The organism is Mycobacterium sp. MYCO198283 (assembly GCF_021213805.1).
In the GTDB taxonomy this organism is placed as follows: Bacteria; Actinomycetota; Actinomycetes; order Mycobacteriales; family Mycobacteriaceae; genus Mycobacterium.
In genome coordinates, this window is sequence record NZ_JAJQJI010000007.1 from 161263 (window position 1) to 181157 (window position 19895).

20 protein-coding genes are annotated in these 19895 nt (G+C 70.8%); 8 read left to right on the forward strand and 12 right to left on the reverse strand.

From position 1 onward, the window contains the following. Positions 1 to 6: 6 nt before the first annotated feature. Positions 7 to 1653, forward strand: a complete 1647-nt coding sequence (locus tag LV457_RS20205; RefSeq protein WP_232171973.1) for an alpha/beta hydrolase — start codon at positions 7 to 9, stop codon at positions 1651 to 1653. Beyond that, entirely contained in the window at positions 1650 to 2282 is a 633-nt protein-coding gene (locus LV457_RS14875; protein WP_232171974.1) for a hypothetical protein, read from the forward strand. The genes LV457_RS20205 and LV457_RS14875 overlap by 4 nt, the downstream gene beginning before the upstream one ends. 7 nt (positions 2283 to 2289) lie before the next feature. Here LV457_RS14875 and LV457_RS14880 read toward each other — a convergent pair whose 3' ends face one another. The 3 genes from LV457_RS14880 to LV457_RS14890 are packed head-to-tail and all read right to left on the reverse strand — an operon-like array spanning position 2290 to position 4937. Beyond that, positions 2290 to 3117: an enoyl-CoA hydratase gene (locus LV457_RS14880; RefSeq protein WP_232171975.1), complete on the reverse strand. Its 828-nt coding sequence runs from the start codon at positions 3115 to 3117 to the stop codon at positions 2290 to 2292. A gap of 18 nt (positions 3118 to 3135) precedes the next feature. Beyond that, on the reverse strand, positions 3136 to 3510 hold the full coding sequence (gene trxA, locus LV457_RS14885) for a thioredoxin (protein ID WP_232171976.1): 375 nt from the start codon (positions 3508 to 3510) through the stop codon (positions 3136 to 3138). 50 nt (positions 3511 to 3560) lie between these two features. Continuing rightward, positions 3561 to 4937, reverse strand: a complete 1377-nt coding sequence (locus LV457_RS14890; protein ID WP_305071248.1) for an HNH endonuclease signature motif containing protein — start codon at positions 4935 to 4937, stop codon at positions 3561 to 3563. 259 nt (positions 4938 to 5196) lie between these two features. Here LV457_RS14890 and LV457_RS14895 point away from each other — a divergent pair, with 259 nt between their 5' ends. Next, entirely contained in the window at positions 5197 to 6012 is an 816-nt protein-coding gene (locus LV457_RS14895; protein ID WP_232171977.1) for a hypothetical protein, read from the forward strand. A 171-nt stretch (positions 6013 to 6183) separates the two neighbouring features. Here LV457_RS14895 and LV457_RS14900 read toward each other — a convergent pair whose 3' ends face one another. The 7 genes from LV457_RS14900 to LV457_RS14930 all read right to left on the reverse strand — a co-directional run bounded on the left by LV457_RS14900 (position 6184) and on the right by LV457_RS14930 (position 12428). Next, the gene (locus LV457_RS14900; RefSeq protein ID WP_232171978.1) at positions 6184 to 6531 is read right to left on the reverse strand and encodes a metal-sulfur cluster assembly factor; all 348 of its coding nucleotides are present in this window, start codon (positions 6529 to 6531) and stop codon (positions 6184 to 6186) included. Further along, complete coding sequence (gene sufU / locus LV457_RS14905) at positions 6524 to 6979, reverse strand: Fe-S cluster assembly sulfur transfer protein SufU (RefSeq protein ID WP_232172138.1); 456 nt, start codon at positions 6977 to 6979, stop codon at positions 6524 to 6526. The genes LV457_RS14900 and sufU overlap by 8 nt, the downstream gene beginning before the upstream one ends. Before the next feature lie 17 nt (positions 6980 to 6996). Then, the gene (locus LV457_RS14910) at positions 6997 to 8253 is read right to left on the reverse strand and encodes a cysteine desulfurase (protein WP_232171979.1); all 1257 of its coding nucleotides are present in this window, start codon (positions 8251 to 8253) and stop codon (positions 6997 to 6999) included. Position 8254: 1 nt separating this feature from the next. Beyond that, positions 8255 to 9028, reverse strand: a complete 774-nt coding sequence (gene sufC, locus LV457_RS14915) for a Fe-S cluster assembly ATPase SufC (RefSeq protein WP_232171980.1) — start codon at positions 9026 to 9028, stop codon at positions 8255 to 8257. 1 nt (position 9029) lies between these two features. Next, entirely contained in the window at positions 9030 to 10208 is a 1179-nt protein-coding gene (gene sufD, locus LV457_RS14920; protein ID WP_232171981.1) for a Fe-S cluster assembly protein SufD, read from the reverse strand. Beyond that, positions 10208 to 11653, reverse strand: a complete 1446-nt coding sequence (sufB, locus tag LV457_RS14925) for a Fe-S cluster assembly protein SufB (RefSeq protein WP_232171982.1) — start codon at positions 11651 to 11653, stop codon at positions 10208 to 10210. The genes sufD and sufB overlap by 1 nt, the downstream gene beginning before the upstream one ends. A gap of 64 nt (positions 11654 to 11717) precedes the next feature. After that, the gene (locus LV457_RS14930) at positions 11718 to 12428 is read right to left on the reverse strand and encodes a helix-turn-helix transcriptional regulator (RefSeq protein WP_374198859.1); all 711 of its coding nucleotides are present in this window, start codon (positions 12426 to 12428) and stop codon (positions 11718 to 11720) included. 109 nt (positions 12429 to 12537) lie between these two features. On the opposite strand from LV457_RS14930, the gene mptB reads away from it, so the two are divergent. From mptB to LV457_RS14950, 4 genes are read left to right on the forward strand one after another with little or no spacing between them, the layout of a single operon-like run. Then, positions 12538 to 14271: a polyprenol phosphomannose-dependent alpha 1,6 mannosyltransferase MptB gene (gene mptB, locus LV457_RS14935; RefSeq protein ID WP_232171984.1), complete on the forward strand. Its 1734-nt coding sequence runs from the start codon at positions 12538 to 12540 to the stop codon at positions 14269 to 14271. A gap of 26 nt (positions 14272 to 14297) precedes the next feature. Then, positions 14298 to 15197: an ABC transporter ATP-binding protein gene (locus tag LV457_RS14940; RefSeq protein WP_232172140.1), complete on the forward strand. Its 900-nt coding sequence runs from the start codon at positions 14298 to 14300 to the stop codon at positions 15195 to 15197. Then, positions 15194 to 15988: an ABC transporter permease gene (locus LV457_RS14945; protein ID WP_232171985.1), complete on the forward strand. Its 795-nt coding sequence runs from the start codon at positions 15194 to 15196 to the stop codon at positions 15986 to 15988. The genes LV457_RS14940 and LV457_RS14945 overlap by 4 nt, the downstream gene beginning before the upstream one ends. Positions 15989 to 16048: 60 nt before the next feature. After that, positions 16049 to 17041, forward strand: a complete 993-nt coding sequence (locus tag LV457_RS14950; protein WP_232171986.1) for a heme A synthase — start codon at positions 16049 to 16051, stop codon at positions 17039 to 17041. On the opposite strand, the gene LV457_RS14955 is transcribed toward LV457_RS14950, so the two are convergent. After that, positions 16955 to 17899 carry a RimK family alpha-L-glutamate ligase gene (locus tag LV457_RS14955; protein WP_232171987.1) on the reverse strand — a complete coding sequence of 315 codons (945 nt, stop codon included), beginning with the start codon at positions 17897 to 17899 and terminating at the stop codon, positions 16955 to 16957. The genes LV457_RS14950 and LV457_RS14955 overlap by 87 nt on opposite strands. A gap of 30 nt (positions 17900 to 17929) precedes the next feature. On the opposite strand from LV457_RS14955, the gene LV457_RS14960 reads away from it, so the two are divergent. Continuing rightward, positions 17930 to 18916, forward strand: a complete 987-nt coding sequence (locus LV457_RS14960) for a quinone oxidoreductase (protein WP_232171988.1) — start codon at positions 17930 to 17932, stop codon at positions 18914 to 18916. Here LV457_RS14960 and LV457_RS14965 read toward each other — a convergent pair. Next, the gene (locus LV457_RS14965) at positions 18913 to 19836 is read right to left on the reverse strand and encodes a heme o synthase (protein ID WP_232171989.1); all 924 of its coding nucleotides are present in this window, start codon (positions 19834 to 19836) and stop codon (positions 18913 to 18915) included. The genes LV457_RS14960 and LV457_RS14965 overlap by 4 nt on opposite strands. Positions 19837 to 19895: the final 59 nt, after the last annotated feature.

Sequence of the window (19895 nt, forward strand, 5' to 3'; positions counted from 1 at the left end):
CTCGGCGTGACGGTTTCCGTCGCCGACATCGAGCGGTGGCAACCCGGCGACGTCCGCGAGGTCTTCCACGCCACCCGCAACCGCGCCGAAGCCGCGTTCGAAGCCGCCGACGGCATCGCGTCGCTGCCCGCTTTCGGCACCTGGGGCGGTGACGCCGCCGCGGCGGCGAAGCACGCCAACGAGGCCCTGCGGAAAGATCTCGATGCGCACGGCAACGAATCGCTGACGGTGGCGAAGGCTGCGCAGCGGGCCGCGGACGACATGCAGCAGGTCAAGAACGACCTCGCCACACTGCAGGCGGAAGCGGTCACCAAGGGCTACCAGATCGACCCGGCCACCAGCCGGGTCGTCCCGGGGCCTCGGCCGCCCAGCGCGCCGATGATCGTCGCCATCGCCGAGATGGGCGACCTGCAGTCGCGGCTCGACGGGCTACTGACCAGGGCGTCGGCGGTCGACCAGGAGTTGGCGCAGGCGATCAACATGGCGACCGGTGCGTCGGAGATCCCCGACATGCCGCACGACAACCGCCCGGAGATCCAGCAGGCGCTGTCGCGTCCGCTGCCTCAGGATCCTGAGCAGTTCGAGGATCTGTGGGAGCAGTTGACGGACGAGGAAAAGGACTGGCTTTACGCCCAGGACCACTCCATCGGCAACCACGGCGGCATGCCCTTCGAGGACCGCGACACCTACAACCGGCTGCACCTGGACGACTTGCAGCAGGCCACCGCCGACGAACTCGCCCGACTACGGGCGCAACACCCCGACTGGGCGGCGGGCGACAACCCGTTCATGGACTCGCAGGAGTGGCGGACCTGGAAGAGCCAGTGGGATTCCGCCATCACGGCCCAGCAGGGCTACCAGGAGGTGGAACAGGCGCTGCAGTCGCCGAATGGCATGCCCCGCTTCCTCGGCACACTCGACGATCGCGGCCATGCCGCCGTGTCGATCAACAACCCCGACACCGCCAAGCGCAACGCCACCTTCGTGCCGGGAACCGGCCAGGACCTCACGCGCCTGCAGTTCAGCACCGACAAGTCCCAGCGGATGCTGGAGGCTGCGTTGACCGCCGATCCGACGCTGTCGGCGAGCGACGTCTCGGTGACCACGTGGATGGGGTACGACCGCCCGATGAACGTCGTCACCGAAGCCCCGGCCACCAGCTATGCGCACAACGGCGCGCAAGCGCTCGACGATTTCCAAGCCGGGCTGCGGGCGTCGCACAACGACGCACTCGCGGGCGGCGAGTCGATCAACACGGTGATCGGGCACAGCTACGGCTCGACGCTCGTCGGCGCAGCCGCGCTGGACGGGCACCACCTCGACGCCGACAACGTCGTCGCGGTGGGCAGCCCGGGCGTACTGGCTGAGCACGCCGGCGATCTGAACCTCGACCCCGGGGCGCACGTCTACGCCACGCGGGCCTACAACGACATCATCGGCGTGGCCACCTACGCCAGCCTGGGACCGGATCCGATGGCCGCCGGGTTCGGCGGGATCCCGTTCGAGGCGGCTCCCGGGCCGGCCGGGCCGTTCGGCGCCCCGACGACCGACGCCCACAGCAGCTACTGGACCCCGGGCAATGCGGCGCTCGTTAACATGGGCCGCATCATCGCCGGACAATCCAACGTCACGCCTCCGACCTTCACGCCATGACCCGTCACTGGTCGACGTGGTTCCTCGTGGCGGTGCTGGTGCTCGTCGCGGCCGCGTGCTCGTCGCCGGACCACGCCGGAAGCGCTGTCGAGCCGGCGGGCCCGACCGGCGCCACCGAGATCCCAGGAGGCTCGATGGAACGACTGCCCAGGCCTTCCGCGCCCGTGGTTCCGGCCAGCCAGCAGGAGGCCGCCGACACCGTCACGAGGTACCTGCAGCGCACGATCGACGCGCTGCCTCCGGGGACCGGTCTCGACGGACGTCGCTACGGCACCAACGTCCAGGTCACCTACTGCGAGGACGACCCGGCCGACGAGAACGCGCCGGTGCTCGTCCAGGATCTGCGCGACATGACGCTACCGCCGGACACCGACACGCCGACGATCGTCGCGCGAACCGGTGAGATATGGCAGCAATGGGGATGGGACGTCGTCGAACGGGACGGTTTCCCGAAACCCAACCGATTCGGTTATGCCGCCGACGGCTACAGCCTGCAGATCGTGGCTCGGGCCGATACCCGCCAGGCACCGTCGCTGACCGGTGTGTCTCCGTGCTTCCCCGGCAGCCTCCGCGACGACTGGGTGCAGCGACCGCCTCTCATGACGCAGTCGCCCCGGCCCGCCGGCTGACGCCCGGCTATCTGTCGTCCGTGAACTGCGCGGGTCGTTTCTCGGCCCGCGCGGCGACCGCTTCCTCGAAGTTGGCGGTGAGCAGGCGCACGTAGAGCTGACCGAGGCCCTCGGCCTGCATGTGCCCCTCGAGGCTGGCGGCGTCCAGGCCGCTCCACAGCGTGCGCTTGGTCAGCTCGATTCCCGGGCGGCTGAAGCCGGCGATGCGCGCGGCCATGTCGAAGGAGGTGTCGAGCAGCTCGTCCGGGCTGACACTGCGCGACACCAGGCCGATGCGCTCCGCCTCTGCGGAGTCGATGTCGCGGCCCGTCAACATGACCTCGAAGGCCCGCGATGTGCCGATGGCGCGCGGCAGCAGGTAGCTCAGGCCGAGTTCGCTGGCGGTCAGGCCGTTGTTGATGCCCGCCGCCCGGAAGTAGGCGGTGTCCGCCGCCACCCGGATGTCGCAGGCCAGCGCCAGACAGAGTCCGCCGCCGATTGCGGCGCCGTTGACCGCGGCGATGACCGGTTGGTGCAGTCGCCGCAGCGCGAGAATGACGTCGTCGAGCAGTTCCATCGAGCGCAGCGCATACGTGGGTCGGGTGAGCCCCTCGACGTTCGGCACCGAGCCGGCTGACTTGTGATCGGCCCCCGACGAGAATCCCCGGCCCGCGCCGGTCAGCACCACCGCCCGAACGTCGTTGTCGTAGGTCAACTCGTCAAGCGCCCGCTTCAGCGGGACCATGACGTCGAACGCCATGGAGTTCATCCGCTCCGGGCGGTTGAGGGTGACCAGCGCGACGGCCGGGCGAGGGCGGCTGACGAGGACGAAATCAGTGTCCGACACGTCCTGCACGCTAGCGCGCGGGAGCGGTCAGGCCTGGCGGCCGTCCTGCTGAGCCTGCGCCTCGGCGATCGCGGCGTCGACGTCGAGGTCCTTGACCTGTTGCACCAGGTCTTCGAGCATCGGCGCCGGCAGCGCGCCCGCCTGGTTGAACACCAACGTGCCCTTCTTGAACGCCATCAGCGTCGGGATCGAGCGGATCCCGGCCGCGCCGGCCAGCTCCTGCTCGGCTTCGGTGTCGACCTTCGCGTAGACGATGTCGCCGTGCTTCTCCGAGGACGCCTCGTAGGTCGGTGCGAACTGTTTGCACGGGCCGCACCACGACGCCCAGAAGTCGACCAGCACGATCTCGTTCTCGTTGATCAGGTCGTTGAACTCGGAGGCGGTGATGTCACGGGTGGCCATGGTGGTGTCAACACCCCTTTCCAGGTTGATGTTCCCCGTCGGGTACCCGGTCAGCCGGGCTCCTCATCGTCTTCCCGGTTCTCTCGGACCAGGTAGCGCCGTGGGTGGTGGTAGTCGTTGGTGCGGGGTTGGCCGTGGTCAAGTTCGGGTGGGGGGATCCATTCGGTGCGGCCGTTGCTCTTTCGGGTGGTGTAGCCGGTGGGGTTGGCGAGGCCGTGGTCGCCGCCGCAGGCCAGGGTGAGGTCGGTGATGTCGGTGCGGCCGCCATCGGCCCAGTCGCCGTTGGCGTGGTGGACTTGGCACCAGGCGGCGGGGGTGGTGCAGCCGGGGAAGGTGCAGCCGCCGTCGTGGGCGTAGAGCACCAGTCGCTGACCGGGAGTGGCGAACCGTTTCGCCCGCCCCAGGTACAGCGGCACCTGCAGGTGTTCGTCGAACACCGCGAGATAGTGGTGGGCCCGGGCGGCCATGCGGATCACATCGGCCATCGGCAGGTGGGTGCCGGTGGCGGTGCGGGCCAACCCCACCCCGGACTCGAGGTCCTGCAGGGTGGTGGTGACGACGACGGTGACGGGCAAGCCGTGGTGGTCGCCGAGTGTGCCGGCGGCGAGCACGGCGCGGCCCATCGCGGTGAGCGCATCGTGGTTGCGTTGGGCTTGGGTGCGGGTGTCCCGGTCGAGCTGGTCGGGCGTGGGGTCGCCGTCGACGCAGGGGTCGGGTTGGTCGGGGTTACACATGCCGGGTGCGGCCAACTTCGCCAGCACCGCGTCGAGCACCGCGCGGGCCTGGGGATCGAGCCAGCCGCGGATCTCGCTCATCCCGTCGGTTTGTTGTCGGCCGATGCTGATGCCGCGGCGACGCGCGCGGTCGGTGTCGGTGAAGGTGCCGTCTTCGTTGAGCAGCAGCGCGAGCGTGCCGGCGGCCCGCTTGAGCTGAGCGGGGCAGAGCCGGGTCCCGACGTCGGCCAGCGTTTCTTGAGCCTGTTCGCGGGTCGTCGCGTCGATCCAGCCGGGCAGGTCGCGCAAGAAGTCGCGGATCACCTTCACGTGGGCGGCGCCCAGGTCGCCGCGGCGCTGCCCGGCCGCCGTGGCGGCCAGCACCGGTGGTAACGGTTCGCCGGTGAACGAGGTGCGGGGGCCCAGGTCGGCGGCGTCGGCGAGCCGGCGCCGCGCGTCGGGAAGGTCGATCCGCAGCCGCGCCGCCAACGCGTGCCCGAGCGTTTTCGCGCCGAGCTCGGCGGGTTCCGCTTCGGCGGCGAGCCGGGCCAGCGCCGCATGGTCGAGGGCCGGCGTTTGGCGGCGCAGCCGTTCCCACCGCTCCAGCACCTCGAGCAGCTCGGCGTGGGTCAACGCGTGCAGGGAGGTGTCGAGCAGTTTGTCCTGCTCGGCTTGCATCGCCGCGATCCGGGCGAACACCTCATCCACCGACATAACTCGAACACTAGTTCGAAGGTCCGACAAATCGCCCAACCGAGGGACGGAAGTGACGAACGAGGCCAAACGGTTCTCGCCAGAATTGCTGCTGACGGCACCGTTGCACTGTCCCTACGCTTTCCGCATGAGATCGGCCGCCTTCGGAGGAGCACTGGTTGTCCTCGCGGCGCTGGCGGGGTGCACCGTCGACGGCACTGCTGTGCCCGCGAGTTCAGACGTCCGTGCGGCACCCGAGGCACCGCGGGACCGAACGAGTGTGCTCGCAGATCTCCGCGCGATCGACGTGTGCGCGCTGTACGGCGGCGCTGACACGATTGCCGGCCACCGCCTGACCGTCGTCGGCCCCACCTCCGTCCACTCGTGTGACGGCCATGTCGCGGCGCCGGCGGGTGACGTCAAGGTGACGGTCGCGCTGAACGTCGGGAGCTCGGGCGTGCAGCAGCACGAGGACCGGGTCAAGCACCACATCATCGACGGCGTCGACGTGAGGTCGGTGTCGGCGTGGGATGCGCCCGAGGCGTCGTCCGGCGAGCGGATCGAGCAGGGTAGTTGCCAGTACGTGGCGGCCCTGCCGAACGAGGTGGTGCTGATGGTCATGGCGAGGTCGTCCTCGGAGGAGGACACCTGCGCTGTCGCGGACGCCGCGGTGCGGACCGCCATACGGGCATATGCGAGCCGGCCCGCGAGAACGCCGAACCGCTTCCCCACCACCGTCCTGACCGGAGCGGATCCGTGTGCCGCGCTCGAGCGATTGCGCGCAGGCCACCGGGTGGAGGTCGATGCGTCCGGATCGACGATCGACACGTGCGCCTTCACCGTCGACGGCAGCCCGACGCTGACGACGTCATTGTCCTATCAGGATCCGTCGCTGCTGCAGTACTCGACGGATCGCTTCGACGTCGACGGCCATCAGGTGGCCGGCGATGCCAGCCGCGGGTCGTTCGACGTCGTCGTCGGGCCGCAGTTCCAGCTGGACGGCAACGCGCTGGTCCCCGTCGTGACCGTCGATGACTCGACGTCCGACACGGATCGCATTCGGCTGGTGATCGACGCCGTCGTCGACGAGTACTGACGGTCTCCTACCGCCGGTTCGCCAGCCAGCTTTGATGCCGCATCGCCGCATCGCCGCCTTGCGCGCAGCCGGCGATAGCGGCCACAACGTCGGCTTCCGGCTGCGCCGCCCGCCACGCGGCCAACACCGCTAGCGTGCCGTGGCCAGCCGGATCGTCGGCCGCCGCGGTGCCTAGACCGTGAAGCCGAGCGCCCGCAACTGGTCGCGGCCGTCCTCGGTGATCTTGTCCGGACCCCACGGCGGGTTCCACACCCAGTTGATGCGGATTTCGTCGACGAGCCCGGCCCCGACGAGCGCCGTGCGCGATTGGTCCTCGATGACGTCGGTGAGGGGGCAGGCGGCCGACGTCAGCGTCATGTCGATCAGTGCGACCTTGCCGCCGCTCTCACCGGCCTCGACGTTCATGCCGTAGACGAGCCCGAGGTCGACGACGTTGATGCCGAGCTCGGGGTCGACGACGTCGTGCATCGCCTCGTCGAGCTCGGCCAGCAACTGGTCGTCGGAGAGGGTCTCACCCATGGTTGCTTCCTTCGGAGTGCTGTCGCTGTGACGCCTGCGCGAGGGCGTCCTTGAATGCCATCCAGCCCAGCAGCGCACACTTCACCCGGGCCGGGTACTTCGCCACGCCGGCGAACGCGACGCCGTCGCCGATCACGTCCTCGTCGCCGGCCACGGTGCCCCGCGACGACACCATCTCGGTGAACGCCGCGACCGTCTTCAGCGCATCCCCGACGCTCTGGCCGATGACCTGGTCGGCGAGCACCGACGTCGCGGCCTGGCTGATCGAGCAGCCCTGCCCGTCGTAGGAGACGTCACGGACCTGCTCGCCGTCGTCGCTCAACGCGACCCGCAGCGTCACCTCGTCGCCGCAGGTCGGGTTGACGTGGTGCACCTCGGCGCCGAACGGCTCGCGCAGGCCGCGGTGGTGCGGGTGCTTGTAGTGGTCCAGGATCACTTCCTGGTACATCTGCTGCAGCCGCACGCCTAGTCCCCGCCGAAGAACTCGATGGCCCGCCGCACGCCCGCAACCAGCCGGTCCACCTCGTCGAGCGTGTTGTACACGGCGAACGACGCCCGCGCGGTCGCAGCAATGCCGAAGCGGCGGTGCAGCGGCCAGGTGCAGTGGTGTCCGACCCGCACGGCCACGCCGTCGTCGTCGAGCACCTGCCCGACGTCGTGGGCGTGCACACCGTCGACGACGAACGACACCGGCGAGCCGCGGCCGTCGGTACCCGTGGGTCCGATGATCCGGACACCGGGGATGGCGCTCAGCCCGTCGAGCGCGGCGGCCACCAGCTGCTGCTCGTGCGCTTCGACCACGTCCATGCCGATGGCGCCGAGATAGCGTGCGGCCGCGGCCAATCCGACGACCTGCGAAGTCATCGGCGTACCGGCCTCGAACCGCTGCGGCGCCGGCGCGTAGGTGGTCGCCGCCATCGTCACGGTCTCGATCATCGAGCCGCCCGTCAGGAACGGGGGCAGCGCGCCGAGCAGCTCGCGGCGTCCGTAGAGCACGCCGATCCCGGTGGGCCCCAACATCTTGTGCCCAGAGAACGCCGCGAAGTCGACGCCGAGCGCCGGGAAGTCGACCGGCTGGTGCGGCACGGACTGGCAGGCGTCGAGCACGGTGATCGCACCGACCGCCTTGGCGCGCGCCACCAGCTCGGCGACGGGCGCGATGGCCCCGGTGACGTTGGAATGGTGGCTGAACGCCACGAGTTTCACGCGTTCGTCGAGCTGCAGCGAGTCGAGGTCGATGCGGCCGTCCTCGGTGACGCCGTACCAGCGCAGCTCCGCGCCGGTGCGCCGGGCGAGCTCCTGCCAGGGCACCAGGTTGGCGTGGTGCTCCAGCTCGGTGGTGACGATGACGTCGCCCGGGCCGATCGCGCGCTCGAACCGCCTGTCCCCCACCGCATACGACACCAGGTTCAACGCCTCGGTGGCGTTCTTCGTGAACACCAGCTCGTCGTCGGCCGCACCCACGAACGTCGCGATGTCCGCGCGGCCCTGCTCGTAGGCGTCGGTCGACTCCTCCATCAGCTGGTGCGCGCCGCGGTGCACCGCGCCGTTCGAAGTGAGCAGGAAGTTCCGCTCGGCGTCGAGCACCTGCAGCGGCTTCTGCGATGTCGCACCGGAATCCAGGTACGCCAACCGGCTACCGCCGCGCATCACCCGGTTCAGGATCGGGAAGTCCGTGCGGACGGCCGCCACGTCGAGTGAACGCTGCACCGAGACGGTCACGTCAGGCTCCGGCGCTGGCCGAGTGCGTGAAGCGTTCGTACCCGTTCTCTTCCAGCTCGTCGGCGAGCTCCGGTCCCCCGGACTCGATGATGCGGCCGTCGAAGAACACGTGGACGAACTGCGGCCGGATGTAGCGCAGGATCCGGGTGTAGTGCGTGATGAGCAGGAGCCCGCCGTTTTCGGCCTCGGCGTAGCGGTTGACGCCTTCGCTGACGATCCGCAGCGCATCGACGTCCAGCCCGGAGTCCGTTTCATCGAGGATGGCGATCTTCGGCTTGAGCAGACCGAGCTGCAGGATCTCGTGGCGCTTCTTCTCACCGCCGGAGAACCCCTCGTTGACGCTGCGTTCCGAGAACGCGGGGTCGATGTCGAGGTCGGCCATGGCGGTCTTGACCTCCTTGACCCAGTGCCGCAGCTTGGGCGCCTCGCCGCGCACCGCGGTCGCGGCCGTGCGCAGGAAGTTCGACATGGAGACGCCGGGCACCTCGACGGGGTACTGCATGGCCAGGAACAGCCCCGCGCGGGCGCGCTCGTCGATGCTCATCTCGAGCACGTCCTGGCCGTCGAGCGTGATCGAACCCGACGTGACGGTGTACTTCGGGTGCCCGGCGATGGCGTAGGACAGCGTCGACTTGCCGGACCCGTTGGGTCCCATGACGGCGTGCGTCTCGCCGGAGCGCACCGTGAGGTTGACGCCCTTGAGGATCGGGATGTCGGCGCCGTCCTCCGCGGAGACGACGCTGACGTGCAGGTCTTTGACTTCCAGGGTGGTCATGTCAGTTACTTCTCGATTCGGTTATCGCTAGTTCTCGTTCGATGGCTTCGGTGAGTCGTTCGCGCACCGCGGGCACGGCGATCTTGGCGATGATCTCGTTGAAGAAACCGCGCACCACCAGGCGGCGGGCCTGCTCCTCGGGGATGCCGCGCGCCCGCAGGTAGAACAACTGCTCGTCGTCGAACCGCCCGGTGGCGCTGGCGTGCCCGGCGCCGACGATCTCGCCGGTCTCGATCTCGAGGTTCGGCACCGAGTCGGCGCGGGCGCCGTCGGTGAGCACCAGGTTGCGGTTCACCTCGAAGGTGTCGGTGCCGGTGGCCGCGGCGCGGATCAGCACGTCACCGATCCACACGGTGTGGGCGTCCGGCTTGTCCGACCCCGGGTCGCCCTGCAGCGCACCCTTGTACAGCACGTCGGACTTGCAGTTCGGCTGCGAGTGGTCCACGAGCAGCCGCGACTCGAAGTGCTGGCCGTCGTCGGCGAAGTAGGTGCCGAGCAGCTTCACGTCGCCGCCGGGCGCGTCGAAGCGCACCGTCGCCGTGGTGCGCACGACGTCGCCGCCGAGGGTGACGTTGACATGCCCGAGCACCGCGTCCTTGCCGAGCCGCGCGTGGTGTGCGCTGACGTGCACCGTGTCGTCGGCCCAGTCGGCGATCCAGATGACCCCGAGGCCGGCCGCGTCGCCGACGATGATCTCGACGTTGTCGGCGTAGGTGCCGCTGCCGCGCAGGTCGACCACGACGATGGCGCGGGCCAGCTCCTCCACCCGGATCTGCAGATGCCCGTACCCGACGGCGCCCTCACCAGGTCCGGTGACGATGATCTCGATGGGCTCGGCCACCACGGTGTCGCGCGCCACCGTGACGACGGTCGCCTCGGTGAACGACGAGAACGCCTGCGCGGCAACGCGATCAGCGGGCGCACCGGCCTCGCCGAGCCGCTCGTCGCCGCGCGCCACGGTCTCGACGGTGACGCCGGGACGCTCGGTGACCTCGACGGTCGCGTGGCCGCTGGCGGTGGCCGACCCGTCGTGCAGGCCGCGCAGCCGTCGCAGCGGCGTGAACCGCCACAGCTCGTCGCGGCCGCCCGGCACCTCGAACGCGTTGACGTCGAACGACGTGAACAGCTCGCCCTTGTTTTTGACGATCCCCTCGGCGGCCTCGGTCAGATGCTGGGTCACTAGCCGACCGCGCCTTCCATCTGCAGCTCGATCAGCCGGTTGAGTTCCAGCGCGTACTCCATTGGGAGCTCCTTGGCGATGGGCTCGACGAAGCCGCGCACCACCATCGCCATGGCCTCGTCCTCGGTGAGACCGCGGCTCATCAGGTAGAACAGCTGGTCCTCGCTGACCTTGGACACGGTGGCCTCGTGGCCCATGGTCACGTCGTCCTCGCGGATGTCGACGTACGGGTAGGTGTCGGAGCGGCTGATGGTGTCGACCAGCAGCGCATCGCACTTCACGCTGGCGCGCGACCCGTGGGCGCCCTTGTTGACCTGCACCAGCCCGCGGTACGACGCCCGGCCGCCACCGCGCGCCACCGACTTCGACACGATGTTGCTCGACGTGTGGGGCGCCAGGTGCAACATCTTGGCGCCGGTGTCCTGGTGCTGGCCCTCGCCGGCGAACGCCACCGACAGCACTTCGCCCTTGGCGTGCTCACCGGTCATCCACACGGCCGGGTACTTCATGGTGACCTTGGACCCGATGTTGCCGTCGACCCACTCCATGGTGGCGCCGGCTTCGGCGCGCGCCCGCTTGGTCACCAGGTTGTAGACGTTGTTCGACCAGTTCTGGATGGTCGTGTAGCGGCAGCGGCCACCCGGCTTGACGATGATCTCGACCACCGCCGAGTGCAGCGAGTCGCTCTGGTAGATCGGCGCGGTGCAGCCCTCGACGTAGTGCACGTAGGCGTCCTCGTCGACGATGATCAGCGTCCGCTCGAACTGGCCCATGTTCTCGGTGTTGATGCGGAAGTAGGCCTGCAGCGGGATGTCGACGTGCACGCCCTTGGGCACGTAGATGAACGACCCGCCCGACCACACCGCGGTGTTGAGCGCCGAGAACTTGTTGTCGCCGGCCGGGATCACGGTGCCGAAGTACTGCTTGAACAGCTCCGGGTGCTCCTTGAGCGCGGTGTCGGTGTCGAGGAAGATGACGCCCTGGGCCTCGAGATCCTCGCGGATGGAGTGGTAGACGACCTCGGACTCGTACTGCGCGGCGACACCGGACACCAGCCGCTGCTTCTCGGCCTCCGGGATACCCAGCTTGTCGTAGGTGTTCTTGATGTCGGCGGGCAGATCGTCCCAGGTGGCGGCCTGCTTCTCACTCGAGCGCACGAAGTACTTGATGTTGTCGAAGTCGATGCCCTCGAGGTTGGAGCCCCAGTTCGGCATCGGCTTCTTGTCGAAGGTGCGCAGCGCCTTGAGGCGGGTCTGCAGCATCCATTCCGGCTCGTTCTTCTTCGCCGAGATGTCGCGCACCACCGCCTCGGACAGGCCGCGCCGCGCGCTGGCGCCCGCGACGTCGGAGTCGACCCAGCCGTAGCCGTAGCGGCCCAGCGACGCGATGGTCTCTTCCTGGCTGAGCGGTTCGCCGAGCTGGTGAACCTCGGGGGTGGTCGTCATGTCGACGCTCCTTCTGGCATGTCGTAACGGGCCGGGTGCGGGCTGCGGCGCCGGCGGGCGGGGCTCATCGGTCCGACGTTGTCGGCGGGCTCAACGGCACGTGGGTGGTGCAGACGGGGTCACCGTTGACCAACGTTGCGAGCCGCTGCACGTGCGTGCCGAGCAGCTCACCCATCGCTTCTTTCTCAGCGTCGCAGAGCTCGGGAAATTCCTCGGCGACGTGCGAGACCGGACAGTGGTGCTGGCAGATCTGGACACCGGAGACCGGACCGCCGACCCGGGTGGTGGTGGTGACGTATCCGGCCCGCGAGAACGCCGCGGCGACCTGGTCGGCCGCGGCCTCCACGTCGCCGTCACCGGCCGGCGGGGTCACGCCGGTGAGGATGCCCTCGACGCGGCGGCGGGCGAAGGTGCGCACCGCCTCCTCGCCACCGATCTCGCGCAACTGCCGTATCGCCGCGGCGGCGAGGTCGTCGTAGGCGTGTTCCAGCTTCGCACGGCCGCGGGAGGTCAGCCGATAGCGTTTGGCCGGTCGGCCGCGTCCGCTCTGCTGCCACGACGCCGGTGCGCTGGCCTCGGCGTCGCCCGCGTCGAGCAGCGCGTCGAGATGGCGGCGCACCCCGGCCGCCGACAAGCCCAGTCGCTCGCCGATCCGGCCGGCGGTGACGGGTCCGTCCTCGACGAGCAGCCGCACGATGGCGCGCCGGGTGTCGCCGTCCTGGGCAGCCGGAGCACCGCTGCGCACAGCGGTGTCGTCGGCCGGACGGATTTTCACAACACCAGTGTGACGCAATTCGGTAGGCCGGTCCACCAAGGGCACCCTCACCGCGGTGTCGGTCTTCTCCCCGGCCGGCGGGGAACAGCGCTGCCATTACGCTGCTGGAATGGCTGCCCGGCGCTGGTCTGTGGACACGGCCATCGCCCGCTGGCACGCCGACGAGCGAGCCGTGGGCTCGCCGCTCGACGACGCCGAGGTGGTGGCGCTGCGCCGCACCCGGCTGTTCGGCGGCGCCGGGACGGTGCTGATGGCCATCGGCGCGCTCGGCGCCGGCGCCCGGCCGGTGGTGCAGGACCCGACCTTCGGGGTCCGGCTGCTCAACCTGCCGTCGCGCATCCAGACCGTGTCGCTGACCATGACCACCACCGGCGCCGTGATGATGGCGCTGGCGTGGCTGATGCTGGGCCGCTTCGCGCTCGGCGACCGGCGCATGTCACGCAGCCAACTCGACCGGACGCTGCTGCTGTGGGTCATCCCGCTGCTCGTCGCCCCGCCGATGTACAGCAAGGACGTCTATTCCTACCTGGCGCAGAGCCAGATCGCCCATCTCGGGCTCGACCCGTACGTCGTCGGCCCCGCGCCGGGCCTCGGGCTCGACAGCGTGTTCACCGCATCCGTGCCGAGCATGTGGCGCGAGACGCCCGCGCCGTACGGCCCGCTGTTCCTGTGGATCGGCGAGGGCATCTCCGCGATCACCGGCGACAACGTGGTGGCGGCGGTGCTGTGTCACCGGCTGGTCGTGCTGCTCGGGGTCGGGTTGATCGTGTGGGCGGTGCCGCGGCTGGCGCGCCGCTGCGGCGTGGCCGAGGTGAGCGCGCTGTGGCTCGGTGCGGCCAACCCGCTGCTGATCATGCATCTGGTCGCCGGCATCCACAACGAGGCGCTGATGTTGGGGTTGATGCTCGCCGGGACCGAGTTCGCGCTGCGCGGCATCGCCGCACCCGGATCGCTGCTGCCGCTGCCGCTGCGCCGGCCCGCGGGCTGGTCGCCACGGCTGGCCGCCGGCGCGCCGCTGGCGATGCTGCTGGCCGGGACCGTGCTGATCGCGATGTCCTCGCAGGTCAAACTGCCAGGGCTGCTGGCGCTCGGGTTCGTGGCGATGGCGCTGGCACGCCGCTGGGGGGCCGGAATCCTGGGATTCCTCGCCGCGGGCACGCTGCTGTCGGCGGTGTCGCTGGCGGTGATGGCGGTGATCGGCTGGGCCAGCGGCCTGGGCTTCGGATGGCTCTTCACGCTCGGCACGGCCAACGCCGTGCGGAGCTGGATGTCGCCGCCCACGCTGCTGGCGCTGGCGACGGGCCAGGTCGGCATCCTGCTCGGCCTCGGCGACCACACCACCGCCGTGTTGTCGCTGACCCGCGCGGTCGGCGTGCTGATCATCGCGGTGCTGGTGGGCTGGCTGCTGCTGGTGGTGCTGCGCGGCCGGCTGCATCCGGTCGGCGGGCTCGGTGTCGCGCTCGCCGTCACCATCATGCTGTTCCCGGTGGTGCAGCCGTGGTACCTGCTGTGGGCGATCATTCCGCTGGCCGCCTGGGCGACCCGGCCGGCGTTCCGCTCGGCGACCATCGTCGTCACCATCATCATCGGGGTGTTCGGGCCGACCGCCAACGGCGACCGATTCGCGCTGTTCCAGATCGCGTTCGCCACGCTCGCGAGCACCGTGGCGGTCGCCATCCTGATGGCCGCGACGTGGCGCCGCCTGCCCTGGCGGTCGCTGCCCGACGCGGCGTCCGGCGGCGCCCACCTGCCCTCGGCGCCGCCGGCGGGCACCGGCCCGGATCCGTCACCGCAGCCGTCGAGCCGGGGCACGGCCACCAGCGCCTACGCTGACACTCCGTGAGCCCGGTCGAGACCCTCCCCGTGCGGATGCGCGGCGTGAGCAAGCGCTACGGCCGGATCACCGCCGTCGAAGACCTCGACCTGGAGGTGCACCGCGCCGAGGTGCTCGCGCTGCTGGGACCCAACGGCGCGGGCAAGACCACCACCGTCGAAATGTGCGAGGGCTTCGTGCGGCCCGACGCCGGGACCATCGAGGTGCTCGGGCTCGACCCGGTCGCCGACAACGCCCGCGTCCGGTCCCGCATCGGGGTGATGCTGCAGGGCGGCGGCGGCTATCCGGCCGCCCGCGCCGGCGAGATGCTCACGCTGGTGGCGGCCTATGCGGCCAACCCGCTCGACCCGCAGTGGCTGCTCGACACGCTCGGGCTCGCCGACGTCGCCCGCACCACCTACCGCCGGCTCTCCGGCGGCCAGCAGCAGCGGCTGGCGCTGGCGTGCGCGCTGGTGGGCCGCCCGGAGCTGGTGTTTCTCGACGAGCCGACAGCCGGCATGGACGCCCAGGCGCGGCTGGTGGTGTGGGAGCTGATCGACGGGCTGCGCCGCGACGGGGTGTCGGTGGTCCTCACCACGCACTACCTCGCCGAAGCCGAGGAGCTCGCCGACCGCCTCGTCATCATCGACCACGGCAGGACCGTCGCGGCCGGCACACCCGCCGAGCTGACCCGCAACGGCGCCGAGAACCAGCTGCGGTTCAGCGCACCGCCGCGGCTCGACCTGTCGCTGCTGGCGTCCGCCCTGCCCGAGGGTTACCGCGCCACCGAGCCCACCCCCGGGCAGTACCTGATCGAGGGCCACGTCGACCCGCAGGTGCTGGCCACCGTCACCGCGTGGTGCGCCCGGCTCGACGTGCTCGCCACCGACCTGCGGGTGGAGCAGCGCAGCCTCGAGGACGTCTTCCTCGACCTCACCGGCAGGGAGATGCGATGACCCGACCGCAGCGGCCGACCGCGCTGTTCGCGCCGGGCACCTTCGCGCCCGATCCGCGCCCGAACACCGTCGCGCGCATGCTGGCCGCGCAGTTCTCGCTGGAGCTGCGGCTGCTGCTGCGCAACGGTGAGCAGCTGCTGCTCACGCTGTTCATCCCGGTGACGCTGCTCGTCGGCCTGACGCTGCTGCCCCTCGGCGACGTCGGGGACGACCGAGCGGCCGTCTTCGTCCCCGCGATCATGGCGCTGGCGGTGATCTCGACGGCCTTCACCGGCCAGGCCATCGCGGTGGCGTTCGATCGCCGCTACGGCGCGCTGAAACGGCTGGGCGCCACGGCGCTGCCGGTGTGGGGCATCATCGCCGGCAAGTCGATGGCCGTGGTCACCGTGGTGTTCCTGCAGGCGATGGTGCTCGGCGCGATCGGCGCGGCGCTCGGCTGGCGGCCGGCCGTCGGCGGGCTGCTGCTCGGCGCGGCGGTCATCGCGCTCGGCACGGCCGGGTTCGCCGCCCTGGGCCTGCTGCTGGGCGGCACGCTGCGGGCGGAGATCGTGCTGGCCGTCGCCAACCTGCTGTGGTTCGTCTTCGCCGGCCTCGGCGCGCTGACCGTCGAGACCGCCTCGGTGCCCGGTCCGGTCGCGTTCATCGCCCGGCTGACCCCGTCGGGCGCGCTGACCGAAGCGCTGTCGCAGGCCATGGCGCTGTCGGTCGACTGGTTCGGCCTGGCGGTGCTGGCGGTGTGGGGCGCGGCGGCCGCGCTGTGCGCGTTGCGCTGGTTCCGTTTCACGTCCTGACGCGGGCACCCGGGCGATCGGTACTACGGCGCGTAGTGGAGTGTGCTCTACGATCGGGCCGTGGGTGTGGTGCGGCTTTTCCTCCGGCTGGTGGACCTGCTGCCGCTGCCCAGCCTGCGGGTGCAGCGCCTGATCGCGGCGGCCGTGGTGCTGACGCAGGGCGGCATCGCGGTCACCGGCGCGATCGTGCGGGTCACCGCGTCGGGCCTGGGCTGCCCCACCTGGCCGCAGTGCTTCCCGGGCAGCTTCACCCCCGTGCCACACGCCGAGGTGCCCGTCGTCCACCAGGCCGTCGAATTCGGCAACCGGCTCATCACCTTCGCCGTCGTGATCACCGCCGCGCTGGCCGTGCTGGCGGTCATCCGCGCCCGGCGCCGGCGCGAGGTGCTCGTCTACGCCTGGCTGATGCCGGCCTCGACGGTGGTGCAGGCGGTGATCGGCGGCATCACCGTGCTGACCGGGCTGCTGTGGTGGACCGTCGCGATCCACCTGCTGGCGTCGATGCTGATGGTGTGGCTCGCCGTGCTGCTGTTCGTCAAGGTCGGTGAGCCCGACGACGGGGTCCGGGTCCGGGCGGTGCCGGCACCGCTGCGCTGGTTGACCGCCCTCGCGGGGGTGGGCCTGGCCGCCGTGCTGACCGCCGGCACGCTCGTGACCGCCGCCGGCCCCCACGCCGGCGACAAGAGCCCCGATCGGACCGTGCCCCGGCTGCAGATCGACATCCCGACGCTGGTGCACGCGCACTCGACGCTGCTGGTCGGCTACCTGGCGCTGTTGGTGGGCCTCGGCTTCGCGCTGGTGGCCGTGCGCGCCCCCCGGCCCGTGCTGCGGCGGCTCGTCGTGCTGGTCGTCGCGGTGGTCGCCCAGGCGCTGGTCGGCGTCGCGCAGTACGTCAACGACGTCCCGGCAACGCTGGTCGCCCTGCATGTGGCGGGCGCGGCGATCTGCACCGGCGCCACCGCGGCGCTATGGGCGGCGATGCGACAGCGGACCGAGCCCGAGGCGGTCGAGCGCGGACTCGACGCACCGCGCGAATCGGCCCTCCTGCCGTAGCCGCGTGGTCTCGTCGAGCTGCGACCACCCCAGCGACGGCTCCACGAGCTCGAGCTCGAGTACCCGGACGTCGGCCGCGCCACCGATGACGTCGACCCGCGCGTAGAGCAAGTCCGTGACGGCGATGCCCAGGTGGTCGGCGGCCGCCTGCAGCGCCGCGTGCCCGACGTCCCACGCCGCGAAGTCCGGTTCGGCCGCCGAGAGGCTTTCCGCCGCAAAGGTGCCCGACGGGTCGACATCGGGCGCCGCGCCCCCCGGCGGCAGGATCGCGGCCTTGCCGAACGCGTGCGACGCCTCGCCGCCCAGGAACACCAGCGCCGTCTCGCCGTCGCTGTCGACGCGGGCGTCGTACGGCTGCACGACGACCGCGCGGCCCTGCTGCTGCAGCGCGGCGGCGTGCGCGGCGGCCGCGCCCTGGTCGGTGAGCCGGCGCGCCCCGACGGATCCGGCGCCGACGGCGGGCTTGACCACCACCTCCCCCGGCGCCTCGAACCGCAGCGCGTCGTCGGGTCCGAACACCGCCGTGGGAATCGTGGGCACCCCGGCGGCCGCAAGGTCGAGCAGATAGCGCTTGTCGGTGTTCCACGTGACCACCGGCGCGGGGTTGAGCAGCGCCGGCACGCTGTTGGCCCAGGCGGTGAACTCGTCGAGCCGGTCGATGTAATCCCATGTCGCACGCAGGATCACCAGGTCGGCCGCCGTGGTGTCGGGGTCGTCCCAGGACAGCCAGCGCGCGTGCAGCCCGCGGTGACGCAGCGCGGGCACCAGGCCGGCGTCGTCGCCGTCGCCGCTGACCAGTTGCGGGCAGCCCGCCAGCACGATCCGCGGATGGAACACGTCGGGCCGCAACAGGTTCATGACCACCTCACGAGAGGGAATAGTAGAGGCGTGCGAGCCATCGAAGTTTCCGAACACGGCGGTCCCGACGTCCTGCGCATGGTGGATCGGCCGGAGCCGACACCAGCCGCCGGACAGGTGGTGATCCGCGCCGACGCCATCGGCGTCAACTTCATCGACACCTATTTCCGGTCGGGTCTCTACCACCGCGAGGTGCCGTTCGTCGTGGGCGCCGAGGTATGCGGCACGATCGCGGCGGTCGGCGACGACGTTGCCGCACTCGCGGTGGGCGACCGGGTGGTGACGGCCGCCGCCGACGGCGCGTACGCGCAGCTGTGCACGGCGCCGGCCGATTACGTCGCCTACGTGCCCGACGGCGTCGCCTCCGACGTCGCCGCGTCGGCGCTGCTCAAGGGGATGACGGCGCATTACCTCATCAAGTCGGTCTACGAGTTGGCGCCGCGCGACACCGTGCTGGTGCACGCCGGGGCCGGCGGCGTCGGGCTGCTGCTGACGCAGTGGGCCACCAGCGTGGGCGCCAAGGTGATCACGACGGCGTCGACCAAGGAGAAGGCCGAGCTGTCCCGGGCTGCCGGCGCCGTCGAGGTGCTCGACTATCCCTCCCACGATGACCGGGGCGCCGCGGAGTTCGCCGCCCGCATCCGCGACCTGACCGACGCCACCGGCGTCGCCGCGGTGTACGACGGTGTCGGCGCCAGCACGTTCGAGGCCAGCCTCGCCAGCCTCGCGGTGCGAGGCACGCTCGCGCTGTTCGGGGCGTCGAGCGGCCCGGTGCCGCCGTTCGACCCGCAGCGGCTCAACGCCGCCGGATCGGTCTACCTGACCCGCCCGTCGCTCGCCCACTTCACCCGCACCCCCGACGAGTTCTCGTGGCGCGCCGGGGAACTGCTCAGCGCCATCGCGGACGGCTCGCTGTCGGTGACGGTGAGCGAGCGCTACCCGCTGGCGCAGGCCGCCCGCGCGCACGACGACCTGCAGGGCCGCCGAACGGTCGGGTCGATCGTGCTGGTGCCCTAGAACACCGTCGGCAGGGCGAGCGCCGAGTCGACGGCCAGTGCGCAGAACACCACCGCCAGGTAGTTGTTCGACTGCAGGAACAGCCGCAGCGGCTTGACCGGCTCCCCGCGGCGCACGCCGGCATACAGCTGGTGGGCCATCGCGAGGAACCACACGCCGGCGAGCACGGCGACCGCGGTGTACAGCCAGCCCGCGGCGGGCGTCAGCGCCAGCGTGGCCGCCACCGTCAACCAGGTGTAGACCACGATGTGGCAGGTGACCTGCTGCTCGGTGGCCACGGCCGGCAACATCGGCACGCCCGCCGCGCGGTAGTCGTCCTTGTAGCGCATCGCCAGCGCCCAGGTGTGCGGCGGCGTCCAGAAGAAGATGACCGCGAACATCACCAGCGCGGGCCACTGGATGGTGCCGGTGACCGCCGACCAGCCGATCATCACCGGCATGCAGCCGGCCGCGCCGCCCCACACCACGTTCTGCGATGTCCGGCGTTTGAGCAGCAGGGTGTAGACGAACAGGTAGAACGCAATGGTCGCCAGCGCCAACAGGCCCGACAGCAGGTTGCTGGTCCACCACAGCCAGCCGAACGATCCGGCGGTGAGCAGCAGGCCGAAGACCAGCGCGTGCGTGCGGGGCACCGTCGCCCGGGCCAGCGGCCGCCGGGCGGTGCGCTTCATCACCTTGTCGATGTCGGCGTCGGCCACGCAGTTCAGCGTGTTGGCGCCCGCCGCGGCCAGCATCCCGCCGATCAGCGTGTTGACGATCAGCAGCGGCGCCACCGTGCCGCGGTCGGCCAGCAGCATCGCCGGGATGGCGGTGACCAGCAGCAACTCGATGACGCGCGGTTTGGTGAGCGCGATGTAGGCCAGCGTGGTGTCGCGAACGCGGCCGAGCACGGACCGCTGCGCGCGCTCGCGAATGCTCACCTGTTCTCCTTGCGATCACGGCAGGATCTACCGCGCGGACGCGACTTCTACTACAGGCG